Below are 17,175 nucleotides of genomic sequence, written 5' to 3'. Positions count from 1 at the left end.
CCCACTAACCGATTGAGGCCAGGATGCCAGAAATGGCAGTTCGCCTGTCGAGCCCAGGAGGAGTACCGTGAATCGCTCCCTTCTCAACATTGCTGAGATATTGCGAGGATCTCCAGGCAGCCGGAAACTGGGCAATAAGAGCCGGTTCAGAAATGAAACAGCACGAACCCTACTCGTATTGCTAGTCGTGTGCACGGCGGCAACAGTCGCAAGCGCCGGCCCCGGGAACTACAACCAGCAAGGGCCGAAGTTGGTGGGGACGGGATGGATCATCGTGCCCCCATTCCTCGTGCAGCAGGGTAATTCTGTTGCCATTTCGGCAGACGGCAATACTGCCCTGATCGGCGGTCCATCGGACAATGGAAGCGTCGGAGCCGCTTGGGTGTTCGCTCGGACCAACGGTGTATGGACCCAGCAAGGAGAAAAGCTTGTCGGGACTGGTGCAATAGGGACTGCCACACAAGGAGGCTCAGTGGCGCTTTCCGCGGACGGAAACACGGCCGCAGTGGGCGGTGGGGGAGATAACGGTGGCATCGGCGCCGTATGGATATTTATCAGGTCTGGCGGTGCTTGGACCCAGCAGGGAAGTAAACTCGTTGGTGATACTAGCGGACGTCCATTTCAAGGTACCGGCCTTGCTCTTTCGGCTGATGGGAACACCCTTGTCGATGCCGGGAGCTTTCCGGCTGGTGGTCGCGGAGGTGTTTGGGTCTTCACCCGCTCAAGCGGAATCTGGATGCAGAGGCAGAGACTGTCTGATTATGGCTTAGAAAGGCCTGTTGCGATTTCTGCCGACGGCAACACGCTTGTTGGAAGCCTCCCCCCATCCGGAGACGCCACAGCACGTTCCGTGGTGGTCTTCACTCGATTGAATGAAATTTGGACACAACAGGCAGTGTTGTCGCTGTCCGTGAGTAACGATGAGCTTGTGACATCCAGTCTTACCGCCAACGGCGATACGCTTCTCACTCGTGACCAGTTTTTCTACCGCAAAGATGGTGTGTGGTCTCAAAACGGACCCCAGCTTGGAGCCCCGGATGATGGTGGCTCGGTGCTTTCCGCAGATGGGCACACGGTGATTGCAAACCGTTATCACCCTTCCGAGCATACGACATTTCAAGATTTGTTCGTGAAAGTAGGCGGCACTTGGAAGCTGCAAAACGTATATATCGGAAAGGGAGGCACCGTAGCGGGAGGTGGAAGTGCTCTCGCCGTTACCGCAAATGGTAACACCATGATCGAAAGCGAAGAATTTGATAACAATGGCGTCGGAGCGACCTGGGTCTTCGCCTCTCCCCAACTCTTCACCTCCCTCACTCACTCCGGCAATTTTACCCGAGGCCAAATGGGCGCGACCTACACGATTACGGCAAAGAACGTTGGCGATCGCGCCATTCACTCCGCCTACACCTCTGCCGTGAACCTGGTTGATCGGCTGCCCGATGGACTGGTTGCGACCGGCATTTCCGGCGATGGTTGGAGCTGCACACTGGCAACGCTCTTCTGCACACGGTCCGACGGGCTGGCGGTCGGTGCAACTTTTCCGCCGGTCACGGTGACAGTGAACGTCTCTAGCGACGCTCCCGCTAGCGTGACCAACTCGGCCACTGCATCGGGCGGCGGCTCACGATGGAGCACCGCCAAAGACGTAACCAACGTCGGTCCTTAGAGTGGGCCGTCCCGACCCGGTATTTCGGACAATGGTTCCCTTTGGCTAAACGACTGCGGCTCTTCGGCCTCCTATATTTCCTCCAGTACAGCCAGGGCGTATGATGCGGAGCGCTATCAGGAGGGTCATGCCGATGAGGTGCTTGGTCATTATCTTGTTTTTTGCTCTGATCGGCCGCCTGGCCGCTCAGCAATCATCACCTGTCCCGGAGATCCACTACAGCTCGGTCCCTGATTTCCTGAAACTCCCGTCTGACCTCTATTTGGGCGAAGTGCCTGGTGTGGCGGTGAATTCCAAAGGACACATCTTTGTCTTCTCACGCGCCAACAGCACTGGGCCTGCTTATGGTGCAAGCGCGGCACAGCTCTTGGAGTTCAGCCCGGATGGAACCTTTGTGCGCGAGATTGGCCACAATCTCTACGCTTGGTCGTTCGCGCACGCCGTCAAGGTAGACAAACATGACAACATCTGGGTTACCGATAAAGGCTCGGACATGGTGATCAAGTTCAACCCCGCGGGACGAGTGGCAATGGTGTTCGGACGCAAACAGGAGGCCTCCGACGAGGGGACGGCGCCGCTGAAGCATCCTCAGCCGCCGCTGCCTCCGGTTGACGGAATGTTCAGGCAGGTGACTGATGTGGCTTGGGACTCAGCCGACAACACTTACATTAGCGACGGCTACATCAATTCCCGAATTGCGAAGATCGATAAGGATGGCAACTGGATCAAGTCCTGGGGCGAGCCCGGCGACAAGCCCGGCCAATTTAGCACGCCGCATAGCCTTGCAGTTGACGCCCAGGGGAATGTCTATGTGGCGGACCGCGGCAACCGGCGGATTCAGGTTTTTGACGGCGATGGCAAGTTTCTCCGCCAGATCACCATCAACGTGCCGGTGGATGCGAACGCTCGACCCGCGATCGGCAACAAGCCGACGCAGCCCACGGGCACAATGGCGCCCGGCGCACCGTGGGCGATTTGCATTACCCCTCCGCCTAATCAGGTTTTGTATAGCTCCGATGCATTTCCCGGCCGTATATACAAGCTGAGTTTGGATGGAAAAGTTATGGGAGTGCTGGGCCAGTCTGGCAAGCAACTCAAACAATTCGGGTGGATCCACGAAATTGCCTGCCCCTCGGAAAACGAGCTCTACGTGGGCGAACTGCTCAATTGGCGGGTGCAGAAACTCATTCTAGAAACTAACCACTAGTCAGAGAACTCGGGAAGAGCGGACTCCTAGCCCACTCAATTCAACCTACCAACAGGTCACTATCCGCTTGCTGTCGGGTTAGGTCGCGGTAGTCTTTGCTGGGGCTCGAAGTAACGGCGCTGCGGTCTTGCCCCTTCCTGAGCACCATGATGCAGTCAGTCAAATCAGTATCGTGTCGCATGAGCAAAAGCGAGGCACGACGTATCAAGGCAAGACAGGTGTTGATGAGCTTGCGGCGGGCACGCATGTTTCTGACTTCAGGCGATTCGTAAAGTTTTAGGTATTCGATCGCCATGGCATGCGCGGCTGCAAATCTCTTGATGGAAACAGGCGACATGGAGAATCGCAAGTACGTAGGAAAAGGCTCCGCATAGGGGCAGTTCTGGCTGGAGTAGAAATGCTTGTACACCCACACGTGAAAACCATGCGGCGTGAACTTCGTGACGAGCCCTTTCAGCGAGAGAACATTCGGGAACGCAATGACCATGATGCCGCCTGGGGTGAGACACCCGCAGAGCCGTTCAAGAGTGCCCATGGGAGAAGACAGATGTTCGAGCACGTCCCAGCACAGAACCGCATCGAATGTCTCTTTCGGAAGTGGAAGCTTTTCCACGTCAGCCACAATCTTGTGGGCGAGTTTCTGGTTCCGGTCTACATTCGCTTGGCAAACATCGATCCCGGTGACCTCAGCGTTTCGGAAGTTGACATAGGCTACCGATCCGCAGCCAACGTCGAGGACCGTCCTCGGTGCAGGCATGGAGTCCAGCACTGACTGCAGGGCGTGGAGCTCGGAGAGCATGGTAAACGTGTGATGCTCACTTACGGTGCTCGCTCTAGTCATGTTTCAATACCGGAAGCGTGATGCTCGGAAGTTGCTCTGCGGAGCGGTGCGGGACGGTGCGAGCACATTAATCCACTTCCGGAACAGTGTCAAGACTTGTTTGTGTAATGCGCACCTCGAGACGCACCAGTGCTCAAAGTAATTAAGCACCTAGTCTCTTTATTTGCGTCCACCTAATTGCACCGCCGAAAGCAGCTGGCCGCCTTTATTTCACGCACCAAGGTTTCCCACAACTTTTCTACTTTTTTTAACGTTGACTGTCAGGGAAGCCACGGATATAAAGGTGTTAACTCAGCCAGTCCAGCTCAACATTCAGTAAGGTTTTCTGTGACCTACGATGAGCATTCAGGCATTGGCGAAGGGTGTGCGCGGATTGAGCGCACCCATTGTGGTTCTTTTCCTTGTTGTTCTGATTCCTATTCACGCCGAGGCCCGACGTAGGAGATCGCCGGAGAACCCGACCATCATTCTGGGACTTTTAGGTTCGGCAGGAGTGACGTGGAAGTATGTCCGCGCCCGCTCTGGCCGATAATCCTGTGCGGCAGTCGGAATCCCTTCGCATCCCGACGCCTGGCCCTTCGAATGTTCTCGGATCCGAAACTGTCCTGGCGCTCCTCGTAGCCTTTCTCCTGGTCTGGCTCTTTTGGCACCGCTTCGTTTGGATGTTTCAACTCTGGACGTCGGACGGGTTGTACTCCTTCTCGGCATTGGTGCCTTTCGCCAGCTTGGCGCTCGCTTATCTAAAATTTAAGCGGATCAGGGATCTCCCCCGGCGTCCAAAAGTCGGCGGCGTTCTACTGCTTGGAACCAGCGTTTTACTTCTTCTGGCGCTGGATGGCTTGGGTGCTGGGTTCTACTCGTTGACCCCTCTGCTCCTGGTCTTTACGTTAAGCGGAATCATATTGGCGGTGTGGGGCTCCAAGGTGCTGCGTGCCTTGGCGTTTCCCTTGGGATTTCTCCTGTTTATGGTGCCGCTGCCACCCGCGGTGTTTGCCAGCTTCGATTATCCGCTGCAGATAATGTGTGCCCAAGTTACCGTCGGTCTGGCACACGCCATCGGAATTGGCGTCCAGAGAGCCGGGACCATGCTGCTTTTCCCCGATCCTGCGCAACTGGTGAATGTGGCCCCGGCATGTAATGGAGTACGCTCGTCGCTGGCCATGTTGGTGGTTGCAGTCCTGTACGCCTATCTCGTGGACGCCCGCTGGTATCGCAAGGCGGCGTTGGTTATCGCAGGTCTACCTCTCGCATATTTCTCAAATTTCATCCGGCTCTTTGCCAATGTCTGCCTGACGTACACAGTGGGTCCAGCTTTCATGAAGTACGAAGAAGCATCAGATTACGTATTTGGATTTTTCGTGTTCGGGGTGGCTGTGTTACTCCTGTTTGTGATCGCTCGAGGTATAAGGTGCAACCGATTTCGCGAAATTGGCTGATCGCTATCGCCATGCTGGGCTCTGGCATCCTTGCTCAAGCAATATTGCCGGAGCATCAGACGCCACTCCTTCACACTACTCTCTTGCGCACCTTCCCCTATCAATTAGCAGGACTCTCCGGTACGGATGTGCAGGACAGCGACGCGAGAGAAACCCGTAACTCCTATCAGCCGGCGGCGATCGTTTATCGCAATTACTCGGATGGAAAACAGCTTCCGGTTGAAATCTTTATTGCGCCCGTTCCCGTGGGAGTTCACAGTCCCAGCTACTGCTTGCGTTATAACGGCTGGATGCTTACGCAGCGCAGCCAAGCGCCCTTGCCCGGAGCTGCCAATCTGGAGCTCAGCCAGATCGTCTCCACTGCTCCTTCCGGCGAGACTGAAGCTTGCGCATACTACTGGAGGGTTGAGGACGGCGGTATTCACGACAACGCGATCCGCCTCTGGTTCCGACAGAAACTCGCCCTGCTACGCGGCCGCGGCCAGGATTCTTTCCTCGTGGATCTCTGTCTGCCTATAAAGGACCAGCCGAGTTCTGCTGCGGCGTTTTCCCGGCTCTCCCAATTAGCGGCAGAAGTGGATCCCGTCGTGGTGCGCCTGCTACGCCAGGCGACGCAAGTAAAGTAATTTACGGAACGAGGTGCAGACTTCTATCTGCCGCATCGGGCCGATCATTGGGACTCGTCACCAGCGCGCAGAGAAAATAAAATATCGCGGCGTTTGCCGGAATCTGTAGGTTGAAGTCGAAGAAGCTGTGCACCAGGATTCCCGTGCATCCCACCAGCGCCGCCACTCGAAGTGAGTGGCCCCAGGTGCGGTGCCATAGATGGATTTTGGTCAGACCGTCGCGATACAGCAACGCAACAAACCATACAACGCACGCGAATCCTGCCACCCCGGTCTCCAACAATGCCTGCAGATAATCGTTATGCGCTGCATTCACCAGCAGGTTTGTGTAAAAGCTTCGAAAGCCCGGGTAAACCGTTGGAAACGTCCCCAGGCCCCAACCCCAGAGCGGCCGCTGCCGAAACATCTTCCAACTGTCGCCCAGAATCGCTACCCGAGTACTGTCCTGCAAGTCTCCGAAATGACGCCACAACGCGGGTGTGCCCAGCCAGATCACAAATACGAGCATCAGCAGCCCTAGAACTGCGACTACGATTTTCAGGTTCGACTGCCGAATTCGCGCGACGATATAAATGAGTACGGCAATTTCCGCCAGCAGTGCCACAGCGCCGCCTCGCGACCCTGAAAGGACGATGCTTCCCGCCATGAGTACGGCCCCGAAGCCCGCCAGGACCCGCTGCCCTCCTCTTACTTGCCCGCTAACTGCAAGGACAGCCAGGAACGGCGTCAGCATCTCCGCCACCCCGGCGTAATGATTGTGGTTTACGTACGGACCGAAGGGCGATCCACCCATGTGCAGCATACGAACCCAGTAAATCTTTCCGTTCCAGGTCAGGTGCTGGCACACGGCGAACAGCGCCAGGGCGGCGCCAAAGCCGCTCCACATCAACATGACCACCCTTGACGATTTTTCTTCCCCGGACATTTGCACGGCTACGAACGCGACCATCCCGTATGCCGCGTATTGCAGGGCGGTAATCAGTGTCACGTAACCATAACTCGTAAGGTGGAAAACCAACTGCGCTAACATTACAGCGGCGAATAAAAGGGCAGGAATGAATAATGGACTGGTCCTGATTCGCAGCGCATCTTTCGAAAACAGCCGCGCTAACACTGCGCAAATCAAGAGTGCGGCCGCTCCCAATTCGAGCGCCGTTTCTGCCCAGATTTCGACCGCTCCGAATGCGAGCACCGCGAACATTAGGAGCAGCGAGGTGCCGATCAACAAGAAAAGATCAAGTTTCGAGGCCCGGCCAACGGCGGAGGTTGTCGCTTTCAACTGCACAATCGGTTCTGCCAGGAGCACGCTCATGGTTGGAGCGCCGCTACAGTTGTGTCCGGCAGCAAGCTCACATCATCCATCCAAAAGGTACCTTTGATTAAAGGAGTGCCCGGCCTCCTGACAACGCGGACCACTAACAGGCGACCATCGGGCCGGGTGCGGAACTCCAGGTGCTTTTCCTGCCAGTCAGAGGTTCCAAGAACTTCATCACCTGCCGCCCATGTCTCACCGGAATATGCATCCTCCACCACAATGCGCAGGCCACTGGCGCTTACGAGTCCGTCTGCCTTGATGAAAGCCGAGAGCCGATAGGCCGTATCACCTTTCACCGGAACAAACTGGAAGACGCCCGTGTTATCCACTGCCGGACCGGTGAAAACAATGCGCAGCGAGCGAGCCCCCTCATGGAAAATCCGCCTATCAATTGAGACCGCGAGTCCGTTTTTGTCTTCTTGCCGCCATTCGAACCCGCCATTAAAAGTGTCACCCTCGAAACTGCCGTTCGTGATCATGCTGCTGTCTGGCGGTACGCCTTTCAGCTTGGGATCGAGCTCCCGCAGATCGCTCCATACCTGCTGTGCGCGATCAACATCCCGCCTCTCGATCAGGAAATCAACGTAACCAAACGCATCTTTGGCAATGAGCTCTAATTGTTGTGCTTTAATCGCCGACCAAACTTGATTAGCTGCTTCCGGTTCTTTTTCTCTCGCTAACATCTGCAGGAATTGCAAATAGGCTTTCGGATCAGCAGGTACGGCTTCCCGCAAGACCTGATGTACATCTTTGGTGGCGCGCCAGCATAGGGCCAAGCCGGCGGGAACCATGTTTGCGTCGTTAGCCATTGCTATGCGAAACAGCGGCAGCGCGCGATGGGACTCCCCCGTTGCTAAATAGGAACTGGCCACCTCCCAGGCGGTCCCGGGCGAGCTGGGCTCAGCTTGCAGAGCGCGCTCCACGGCCCATCTCTCCCGTGGGGCATTATCTGAGACTTGGTATGCCACCGCGAGTTCCAGCCAATAACGTGCGGCGTACGGGTCCAGGCTGACAGCGGCATTCAGTTCGGGCAGCGCTTGCTCGGGGGCCTGAGCTAGTCGTAGCCAATAGCGTCCCAACAGCCAATGCGTTTCCGCATTTTCTGCTTCCAGTTGGGCTGCTTGGTTGAGAGGTTCAAAATCAGAGCGAGCCCGCAATCGCTCCGCGCGGAAATGTCTAAGGACTAACCACCCATACGAAATTGCAAGAAGCACGCACGCAGCACCTATTGCAATTTGTAGTTTTCGGACTTTCTGCCGCAACTGCACTCCACGGTCCACGGGCGGAGCTACTCAGGAACCATGGACACTTAGTGGCCGGTCTTCCGCCGTCGCGTAATACCGGCTGGCATATTCTGTTTGCTGATAAGAATACCGATAGTAACTGCCATGAAGATCGAGCGCATTCAACACCACTCCCATAACATTTGCGTTTACCTGTCCCAGCAGCTCACATGCCCTGCCCAAGGCTGCCTTCGGTGTTTTTCCCGACCGGGCCACCAGGATCACTTTATCCACGTCCACCGAAAGCTCCACAGCATCGGTTACTGACAGACAGGGCGGCGTATCAATAATGATGTGGTCGAACTGCTCACGCCACTGTGCCAGATATACCTTCATGGTGTCCGAGCTGAGCAGTTCGGCAGGATGTGGCGGCACCGGCCCTGCAGGAAGCACAAACAGGGTAGGGAACTGAGGAATCGGAATCACGAAATGCTCCACCGGATCCACCCCGCTCAGTAGCGTACTCAAACCTCGGTCGGAGCTCACGCCCAACATCGCTGCCAGCCCACGCCGCCTCAGGTCCGCATCAACCAGCAGAACACGGCTGCCCTTTTGTGCCAGCACGATGGCCGAGTTGGCACAGATCGTGGTCTTTCCCTCTTCTGGGAGAGCACTGGTAATCAGCAATACTTTGGGAGGCGCACCGCTGGAAGAGAGCAGAATTGAAGTGCGTAGCGCGCGATAGGACTCTGCCGCGGCCGACTGCGGGTTGCAATACGCCACAAGGTTGTTGCTGATGTTAACCCCGAGCGGACCCTGCCACAGTTCTCGCCGCTTGCTGCCATGGGAACTTAATTGCAACGGTATCGTCCCCAGGCCCGGCAGCGTGGAGACGGCATTCGCTTCCTCCATATCACGCACCGTCGAATCCATGCTTTCCAGCAAGAAAGCCAGGCCAAGACCGGCCAGCAGCCCAAAGAAAAGCCCCACCGCGAGATTGCGCCGTGTATTTGGTTTGAAAGGAGTGGCGGGCACGCGGGCTATATCTACCACTCTCACATTGCTGGACCGCAATCCTGCCGTGACCCCAGCTTCTTTTAGTCTCTGTAACAGGTTCTGGTAGAGCTGGCGGTTGGAGTCTGCGTCCCGCTTCAAAGACTGGTATTCAATTGCGCTTTCATTGAGCTGGTTAGCTTCCTGTTTTTGTTTTTCGAATTCGACGCTCAACATCTTTTCGCGCTGCAGCGCGGCCAGATACCCGTCCCGGACCTTGGCCTTCAGCCTCGCCTGTTCGGCAGCAATCGCCGTTCTCACCTGGCTGAGTTGGTTGCTCAGCGCCATTACCTTGGGATAGGAAGAGCCGAATTGCGTGCTGGTTTGCGCGTAGTCGGAGCTCAAATCAGCTTCTTTTTCTTCCAGTTTTTCCAGCAATCCTCCACTCGATGAGTTGGCTGATATGCGGGCAAAGGCGCTGCTGCCCCCGGAGCTTACGAGCTTACTGTCCGCCTCCTTCTGGATGCGATCGTTTTGCGCATCTATGAGCTCCCGGTTCAAGGCATCCAGTTTGGCGGTGACGATGTTCTGCTTCTCGTCAATTCCAAGAATGTTGTGTTGCTTTTGGTGCTGCACCACCCTCTGTTCTGAAGTTTCTACCTTCAACTGCAAATCTGATAGTTCTTTGGACAGCCAGTCCGAGGTCTGCATGGCGGTTTCATACTTTGTCCTGAAGTTCTCTTCGACAAAGGTTTTCACCAGCGCGTTGGCGATCTCGGCTGCCAGCTTGGGATCGGGATCAACATAACGGACCTCCACCACCCTTGTGCGAGGCACCACTTCTACGTTCAGACCGGAACGAAATCTGGCTAATAGACCCGCCATGCGCACATTGTCAAGGTCGGTTCCCGTGGAGCCTAGCCCGTCTTTTTGAGCCGGAGTTCCGGCTTCGAAGTTAAAACTGGGGTTCTCTTCGAGGTGGGCGGTTTCAATGACCCGCATTGCCAGCTCATCACTTTGTAATATTTCAACTTGCGTTTCCAGTGACAGGTCAGGATCGTCTTCGCCCGCGTATGCGTTCTCCGGCCCCTTCAAACCCAGCACATTAGCGTTTTCGGGGAAAATTACGATCCGCGAACTCGTTGCATAAAGGCGCGTCATCCGCAACGTGGCAATCGTCGTTAAGGCAAACACGATGAAGAGAGTTGCCAACACTACCCATCGCCGTTTGTAGATGGTTCGCCAGTAGTGCAGCAAAGGCGAAACTTCCAGGGCGTCCGGATAAATCGGCCGGTACGCCCTCAGTCTGAGGGGTTCTATGACATCAAGGGAGGGTGTATCAACCCTGTCGGGCTTCGGTTCCAGGTGCATTAGAGACTTCAAGACGAAAAAATCCCCGCACTGACAGCTGATTAAGATTTATTGTTTAATCCTGAGATGACTCAAAGTTTAGCACTTTTTGTCAGGTGTTAATAGAAGTTTTGTATGTGAAACCCCTACGCGCGGGTTGTTTTGGGAAAAATTTGGGGCGCACGTTCAGCTAGCCCAACCGGGGTTCAACTGCGCTGCGCTGGCGGAACCGGCCTTACTGGCAATACGGTGAGGGATTCTTCAGTTTCTCCGGTGCTATGTAAGAGTACTGACCGTGCAACGCCTTCGATGGACTCTGGTGGGCGAACCAGGAGAAGTAGGCCTCATCTTGCGGGTGATAGGTCTTGCCGTTGAGCGTCACCGGGAACGACGCATCTGAGAAAGAATCAATTGGGTCCCCCACTTCCAAGAGGTTGGAAACACAATAGCCCGGGTTAATAGGGATACTCCAGCCCGGAACGATATTATTCACGAACGGGTCATTGATCCATTCCGCTACTTCGTGGCTGATCGCCGTCATGTCCTTCAGCCCATTCGTAAACAACCCTGCCGAGTTCCAGGCCGCGAAGATGTACGTCAGAATTGTTGAGGGACTCGGCGAAACGCTCGAGTGATAGCCGACATAGTAAGAGCTGACTTGCGAGTCGGTGTACCCAAACACGTTTCCCACCAGAAAAATCGGCAGGGTCGCGGCATTGAAGCCTTCAGCTTTCGCCAGGTTGTCAATCGTCGCCGTGAGCCAGTCAAATTGAACCAGGCCCACTTTGGTTCCACTCCACGTTTGCGTGCTGCCATACATCGCTGGTACGTGAATTGTCTTGATGGGGCGCACACTCGGCTGTCCCAGCTTAACGTGATAATTCGGTGCCAAGTGGCTCACAACCGTCCAGAAGTTTGCCCGCTGGAAGATGTCCCCATACTGGCCTGTCTCGCTGGGAAATTTCGTATTAAGAAACAGCGGCGAATTAACCAGCGTTTGCGTGGGCGGCCAAAACGTCGCCCCATTGGAGAACACTACCTTTAACGGCTGCACCTCGGTGCTGATGGTCGTGGTTGCCGACCCATTCCACGGGTTTGTGCCCACCATGGTGTAGTGGTACGTAGTCCCCTTCCAGACAAACGAACTCGACCAGTGTTTCAGGGTGCTGGTTCCGGCAGTTGCTGCCGCTGCCATCCCCATACCGCTGGACGTATGCAGAGGAATTGCAGCAGTGATTCCCCGACGCTGAGATTGAAGGTGTTGAGCAGTGACCCAGGGAGTGGTGCCCGAAATTACCAGAAGCAGGAGAACCGAGACGCGTTTCATATAAAGATGGGACTCTTTGTGTGTACGTTAGAAGGGGATATAGCCCCAGAATGGCTAGTGGTCTGGGGTTTCCATGTGTGATGCGCTCTGCCCACGATGTGTTTACCCGCTAACGGAACAACTTCGAGCGCTAGGTCTTTCGATAAAATCCAGTGTCTCTGAATTCACGTAGGGGCAGCCGCCCTCGCGTGCCTTGGGCAAGCTTTGCTCGCCAGCACAGGCGAGGCGCCTGTGCCCACGTGTTTTGAGAAGCTGCCCACGGCGAGAATACTCACGTAGGGGCAGCCGCCCTCGGCTGCCCGACACAGGCGAGGCGCCTGTGCCCACGTATTTAGAGAAGCTGCCCACGGCGAGAATACTCACGGGGGGCAGCCGCCCTCGGCTGGCCAGCACAGGCGAGGCGTCTGTGCCCACGTGTTTAGAGAAGCTGCCCATGGCGACGACACTCACGTAGGGGCAGCCGCCCTCCGCTGCCCTGGGCAAGCTGTGCAACGAGGTCGGGTGATAAAGTATCGGTAACCAAAAGTCGGGCGGTTAGCTCAGCTGGTTAGAGCGCGTGTTCAGCTAATTATTTCCTCTCGTTTACTAAGCCTTGCCTCATCTTCTACTTAATACTTTCGTGTTTACCCCACTTCTCCGGGCTTTGTAGACTTTTTGTGCACCGAAAGCTAACATCCGGCGAAGAAAGTGCAAATACAAAACAGAGGGAATGCATCACTGCCCTAAAAGGGCGATAGTCCCACGATACAATAGTTCGCATGCCAATGATCCCTATGAAAAACGCGGTTAAGATTGCTAGCGACTATCTGGCTGAAGTATTTCCAGACGTCAGAGAAGTGAGACTTGAAGAAGTCGAGCTGGCAGAGGAAGGGCCGTTCTGGAACATTACTTTTTCCTTTTTACGTCCCCAACCTCCACCACTTAGCATGATATCGGATCGGGAATACAAGGTCGTGCAAGTCGGAAGCGATAAAGGCGACCTCCACAGCATCAGAATCCGGAAATTATGAGCACTTATGTCGAAGATTTGTTAACACGATTTGAGTCGAAAGGTGCCTTGGTTGATACGAATTTGCTTCTTCTGCTTCTCATTGGTTTTTATGACCGTACTTTAATTGGAAATTTCAAGCGGGTAGCGGCATATACCCTTGAAGACTTCTTATTGTTGGCTTGGCTATTGGAGAAGAAGTTCAAAACGTCTGTGACAACTCCGCACGTACTTACCGAAGTAAGTAATCTTGCTGGACAAATACAAGAGAATCGCAAAGCAGGATGTTTCAAACAATTCGTGGAAACTTTCTGCACCTTTACGGAACTTACTAGCACTAGCTTTTCAGCTACGGCAAGACCAGAGTTCCCCTACTTAGGACTGACAGATTGCGTTATCGCAGAGTGGGCATCACACTACCTCGTAATAACTGATGACTTGCCGTTCTGGGACGCATTGGGTAAGGCTGGATTGGATGCGCTTAATTTTAACCATATCCGCACGATGGCTTGGAAGATGAGCAAATAGGCTACTGCTTTGCTTGGCTTTGACCGCCCCCATCTCTTGCGCTGAGCCGCCGCAACTCTCGCTCTACCGCCTCACTCATGCTTGGAACAACGCTAATGCCAATAACAGTTGAGACAGTTAAAATACTAGAACTGTCTATGGGGTGTATGAGTACCGCTCACCCGAAAAGCGAACTGCGATCTCAAGGGTATCGGAGGTCTGCTTCACATTCGGAATGGTGACATTGAAGGGCGCTGTTGCGCCCGGGTTCAGGGCTCCAACCGTTGTTTCTGCTGTCCCGATATTCCACTCGGAGTCCCAAAATGGAAATTTCGCCTTGGTCCATTTGTCTCGAATTTTGTATGGATATGGCCGAGCAGCAAAGTTCAATGCTAGTGAGCTAATCCAGAGTTGCGTTGGATTGCCGAGCCGTCCGCTGAGGGCCAACCCATTCTGGGTGTATTGCACGCTATCGAACACAATTGAGTATCCCCGGTGCATAAACTGAATCGTGTTCACACTCGGTTGGACAAAATCGGTATCCGCATTGTTACCTGCGATAAACTGATCGAACTGTAAGTCTTCATTGGCTTTCCCCAATTCCTGTGATTTACGCCTACCAAGAAAAACTAATGCGCCTATGCAGAGCGAAAATATGATCGCGGCAATAGCAAAAGTAATCTTTAGCCGCCTTGTGCTTCGCTGTAGCTTCGCTAGATCGCCGGCAATAACGGCTGGTTGAGGTGCAGAGGACATTGTCGAAGTCTCCTGTAAACAAGTTCGAAAGTATAAACCCCATCGCAACTCCTAGCCCCTACATTTCCCAGGATTCGCAGAAGCGAGCAGCGCAAGCACAGGAGCAACGTGTATTCGTAACACCGGAAGCAGTGCCAGCAAGCAAGCTGAATTGAGTTTGTGCACTAAATTGTGCACTGCTGTAGGGTAAAATCATGGTGCAAGGCCAAATTTTAGAATGAGTGCAATACGAGACGGGCGGTTAGCTCAGCTGGTTAGAGCGCGTGCCTTACAAGCACGAGGTCGCAGGTTCGAGTCCTGCACTGCCCACCATTCTTGCCTTAGCGACATTTCGACGTGCTACCAGTATGCTACCCGGGAGTGTCGTTCGCCACGGCGTCGCGCATAACCAAGGGATCCGCGGGTAATTTTGGCGTGCGTCTCACGACGCTTCTACTCAGTCGCGCGTCCGCGAGTATCGTTTTAAACGTTGCTGACGTTCCGATCGCTCGGCGAATCTCATTAGCTCTCCAGTTCAGCAACAAGAACCTTGCGTTCGAGTTTTCTACCGAAAGCGTCAGCATAGATTTTTACTGTATTGGGCCGAATGCCTTTGCCTTTATTGATGTGGCCGAGAACTAGCTTCTTGTCCAATCCCGTCTGCTGCGCCAGCTCGTTAAAACTCCATCCACACTCCTTTCGAAACCTGTCTAGATTTTTTCCGACAATGGAGTTTTTGGACTTTGCAGCGGTGTGGTCGTACTTGCCAGTAGCGTCAGTCAGGGCATTTCGGTCATGTTCTTGGCGCTTCGCATCGATTTCAATTCTGCGCTCCCAGTGGGCGAGAAGTCGTTGCATTTCACGACGAAACTCAGCTGTGGTGGCCTTCAGCCACTCTTCCGGGTAGTTCCGCGTACGTACCGCTTCCGTCTCAAGTTCATTTATGACCGCACCTGTACGCGCCGCTACTAAAACACGAACCCCCCTCGCACACACCGCACGAAGAAACTCCGGCGATAAGGTCTTTCCTTGTCGTTGCCAAACTTCGCGGTAGGCGTCGTATATTCGCTGCGCCCACTCACCCGTGCGTCGCAAGTGCATTTTTAACCGTAAGGTGGGGATTGCAAGCACATTTTCGTTGCGAATGTTGTCAAAATCGATTCGATGTTCTTCTTCTCGAATGCTTTTTCGAATCTCTTCTGAGATGTTACTAAGCATTAGGTTGGCAAGGGAGAGGTCAATTTGCTGCCAATCAAAGTCGGGATTGGAAGATTTGGAGGCGCTACCGTCATCGAGCCGCGCATCTCCCTGTTGTGCCACAGCGAACGTGAGCCGGTTGTCGAATTTCTTCACCGGATCGTATTCGGGTACCTCCTGCCCTGCCTCGAGAACTGTATTCGGGCTCTCTGTCTGTGTGCCCAGTAAACGCTCCCATTCTGTGTCCATTCTGGAGCGATCCAGTGCCCGGCGTTGACTCTCGGAAATTTCGGTTTCCAACCTGCTCAAAATACCCGCCGCTTTCGCAGCCTCTGATTTGAGTTTGTGCAGAGCCTCCTGCTCGGGAGTTGTTGTTTGCTCCTTGGAGCGATGGTATTGGTTCCCGCTGACCGGGCCGAATGCCATACCAGCGCGCCGCCTTCGGATATGTGTGGCTTCTCTCTTGATCGCGTCTGGCGATTCGGCCCAGGCTTTGCTGACTCCGGCCCAGAATCTCGCTGATTTGATTTCTGCCTGTGAATCGAGGAGCCTTAGTTTGTCGCTAGCGGATTCGCGCCGATAGTTGCAGTGCTCCGTAAGGAGCTCGCGTCTGCCGGCAGACAAGGTCTGATCGCGTTTCAGATCAGCTAATTCGGTATCGCACCGCGCCAGCTCCTCCCGAAGGTCTGCCTTCAGAGATTTTAGCTTCACTTTTTCCAGTGCGTCTTCAGGAGTGTGCTTTGGATCTGATGTGCTGCGCTGTGCTGGACGATCGGACATCGTCATTGATTCTCCATCAGGGCGCCGGGCTGCCAGGCTTCTGCGCTTAGTCTCGCTTTCGTGCGGAGAAGTACGTTTCGGTATTTCTCAAGCCTCTTGTTCACTGTCATCTTTCAGGCAGAAACACCGGGAGGGCAAAGCTCGATATTACAGGCGGGACAAGAAGAGGGTCAACGCAATGGGGGATAGGTACTGTCCTAATCTCAAATCCCACAAAACAGGCTGTGGAAAAGGGGGTGCGTGATGTCTAGCACTCTCAACGCGGATCGTGTCAATGTAAAGACATTGTCAAGTGAAGTGTTGACAACATCTTCAACACGGCCTACACTGTCTCTCGTGCCCACCGTTAATGACATCTTGCTGGCACTCGACAATCGGCTCGTACACGAATACGAGCAGGTAGTGAGAATCCGTCGTGAGATGGAGGGCAGTGCTGCGGAGTACCACCATTATCTCGACTTGCGAAAAGAGATGGAACTTCGCCAGCATGACATTGAAAAGCTACGGGGTACATTGGGGCCGGATTACGACCTTCCGCAACGTGATCTCGATGAGCATTATGACTCGGATGCGTACAAGAGAAAGGCATCTGCCAAATTGCGTCAGCGTCTTTCGTTGTGGGAAGCAATCGAACAGATAATCACAGTAACGGGAGAGATAAGAGTCTCCGACCTTCAGGAAGCATTGGAGACACTCGAGATTAAGCGAGTGACGCGTCAATCCATCGAATCAGCTATTAGCACGCACAAGGATATCTTCAGAACGAAGAAACGTGGTCGTGAGAAGTATGTTGCACTAAAAAGCGGCTAGAAACAATTATGGGCCTATCGAAGCGCGAATTTCGATAAGCCCGGAAGGTGTCGCCCCTCTTGCGAAGAAGCAAACGCCATTCGTATTTCTACGCGCGTCCACCGCCATTTGCAAGGGGTGTTTTCACTCGGCCTGCAAGTCATTGCAAATGGAGGGTTTTATGTACGTCAT

The 17,175-nt window shown here is 54.3% G+C and carries 14 protein-coding genes and 1 tRNA gene; 8 read left to right on the top strand and 7 right to left on the bottom strand.

Features of this window, described 5'->3' with window-relative positions; translation table 11 throughout:
* The first annotated feature begins 67 nt into the window (after positions 1-67).
* The gene (locus VFA76_06680; GenBank protein ID HZR31521.1) at positions 68-1,669 is read left to right on the top strand and encodes a hypothetical protein; all 1,602 of its coding nucleotides are present in this window, start codon (positions 68-70) and stop codon (positions 1,667-1,669) included.
* A gap of 127 nt (positions 1,670-1,796) precedes the next feature.
* Positions 1,797-2,876, top strand: coding sequence for a peptidyl-alpha-hydroxyglycine alpha-amidating lyase family protein (locus VFA76_06675; GenBank protein ID HZR31520.1), 1,080 nt, complete (start codon positions 1,797-1,799; stop codon positions 2,874-2,876).
* Positions 2,877-2,916: 40 nt separating this feature from the next.
* Here the strand turns inward: VFA76_06675 and VFA76_06670 are convergent, their stop codons facing one another.
* Positions 2,917-3,717 carry a class I SAM-dependent methyltransferase gene (locus VFA76_06670; protein ID HZR31519.1) on the bottom strand — a complete coding sequence of 267 codons (801 nt, stop codon included), beginning with the start codon at positions 3,715-3,717 and terminating at the stop codon, positions 2,917-2,919.
* Positions 3,718-4,054: 337 nt separating this feature from the next.
* Here VFA76_06670 and VFA76_06665 point away from each other — a divergent pair, with 337 nt between their 5' ends.
* From VFA76_06665 to VFA76_06655, 3 genes are read left to right on the top strand one after another with little or no spacing between them, the layout of a single operon-like run.
* On the top strand, positions 4,055-4,249 hold the full coding sequence (locus VFA76_06665; protein ID HZR31518.1) for a PExPT-CTERM protein: 195 nt from the start codon (positions 4,055-4,057) through the stop codon (positions 4,247-4,249).
* Positions 4,224-5,153, top strand: coding sequence for an exosortase/archaeosortase family protein (locus VFA76_06660; protein HZR31517.1), 930 nt, complete (start codon positions 4,224-4,226; stop codon positions 5,151-5,153). The genes VFA76_06665 and VFA76_06660 overlap by 26 nt, the downstream gene beginning before the upstream one ends.
* Positions 5,126-5,779 (top strand): exosortase-associated EpsI family protein, encoded by a 654-nt coding sequence (locus tag VFA76_06655; GenBank protein ID HZR31516.1) that lies wholly within the window; start codon positions 5,126-5,128, stop codon positions 5,777-5,779. Before VFA76_06660 ends, VFA76_06655 begins: the two co-directional genes overlap by 28 nt.
* Before the next feature lies 1 nt (position 5,780).
* Here VFA76_06655 and VFA76_06650 read toward each other — a convergent pair whose 3' ends face one another.
* The 4 genes from VFA76_06650 to VFA76_06635 form a co-directional block, all read right to left on the bottom strand.
* A complete protein-coding gene (locus VFA76_06650; protein ID HZR31515.1) occupies positions 5,781-7,091 on the bottom strand; it encodes an O-antigen ligase family protein in 1,311 nt (436 codons plus the stop codon).
* Positions 7,088-8,251, bottom strand: a complete 1,164-nt coding sequence (locus tag VFA76_06645) for a carbohydrate binding domain-containing protein (GenBank protein HZR31514.1) — start codon at positions 8,249-8,251, stop codon at positions 7,088-7,090. Before VFA76_06645 ends, VFA76_06650 begins: the two co-directional genes overlap by 4 nt.
* 135 nt (positions 8,252-8,386) lie before the next feature.
* Positions 8,387-10,681, bottom strand: coding sequence for a polysaccharide biosynthesis tyrosine autokinase (locus tag VFA76_06640; protein ID HZR31513.1), 2,295 nt, complete (start codon positions 10,679-10,681; stop codon positions 8,387-8,389).
* A 214-nt stretch (positions 10,682-10,895) separates the two neighbouring features.
* Complete coding sequence (locus VFA76_06635) at positions 10,896-11,987, bottom strand: hypothetical protein (GenBank protein ID HZR31512.1); 1,092 nt, start codon at positions 11,985-11,987, stop codon at positions 10,896-10,898.
* Positions 11,988-12,993: 1,006 nt separating this feature from the next.
* On the opposite strand from VFA76_06635, the gene VFA76_06630 reads away from it, so the two are divergent.
* Entirely contained in the window at positions 12,994-13,503 is a 510-nt protein-coding gene (locus VFA76_06630; protein ID HZR31511.1) for a hypothetical protein, read from the top strand.
* Positions 13,504-13,638: 135 nt separating this feature from the next.
* Here the strand turns inward: VFA76_06630 and VFA76_06625 are convergent, their stop codons facing one another.
* Positions 13,639-14,238 carry a hypothetical protein gene (locus tag VFA76_06625; GenBank protein ID HZR31510.1) on the bottom strand — a complete coding sequence of 200 codons (600 nt, stop codon included), beginning with the start codon at positions 14,236-14,238 and terminating at the stop codon, positions 13,639-13,641.
* A 235-nt stretch (positions 14,239-14,473) separates the two neighbouring features.
* Between VFA76_06625 and VFA76_06620 the strand changes: the two genes are divergently transcribed.
* Positions 14,474-14,550 (top strand) — tRNA-Val (locus tag VFA76_06620).
* Between the two features lie 189 nt (positions 14,551-14,739).
* Here the strand turns inward: VFA76_06620 and VFA76_06615 are convergent.
* Positions 14,740-15,840, bottom strand: coding sequence for a helix-turn-helix transcriptional regulator (locus VFA76_06615; GenBank protein HZR31509.1), 1,101 nt, complete (start codon positions 15,838-15,840; stop codon positions 14,740-14,742).
* 690 nt (positions 15,841-16,530) lie between these two features.
* Between VFA76_06615 and VFA76_06610 the strand changes: the two genes are divergently transcribed.
* Positions 16,531-17,004, top strand: a complete 474-nt coding sequence (locus VFA76_06610; GenBank protein ID HZR31508.1) for a hypothetical protein — start codon at positions 16,531-16,533, stop codon at positions 17,002-17,004.
* Positions 17,005-17,175 lie beyond the last annotated feature (171 nt).

The sequence above is a fragment of the Terriglobales bacterium genome, assembly GCA_035651655.1.
Classification (GTDB): Bacteria; Acidobacteriota; Terriglobia; order Terriglobales; family Acidobacteriaceae; genus DASRFG01.
The sequence above is the reverse complement of the archived record's forward strand: the minus strand, read 5'-3'. Positions and strand labels throughout refer to the sequence as shown.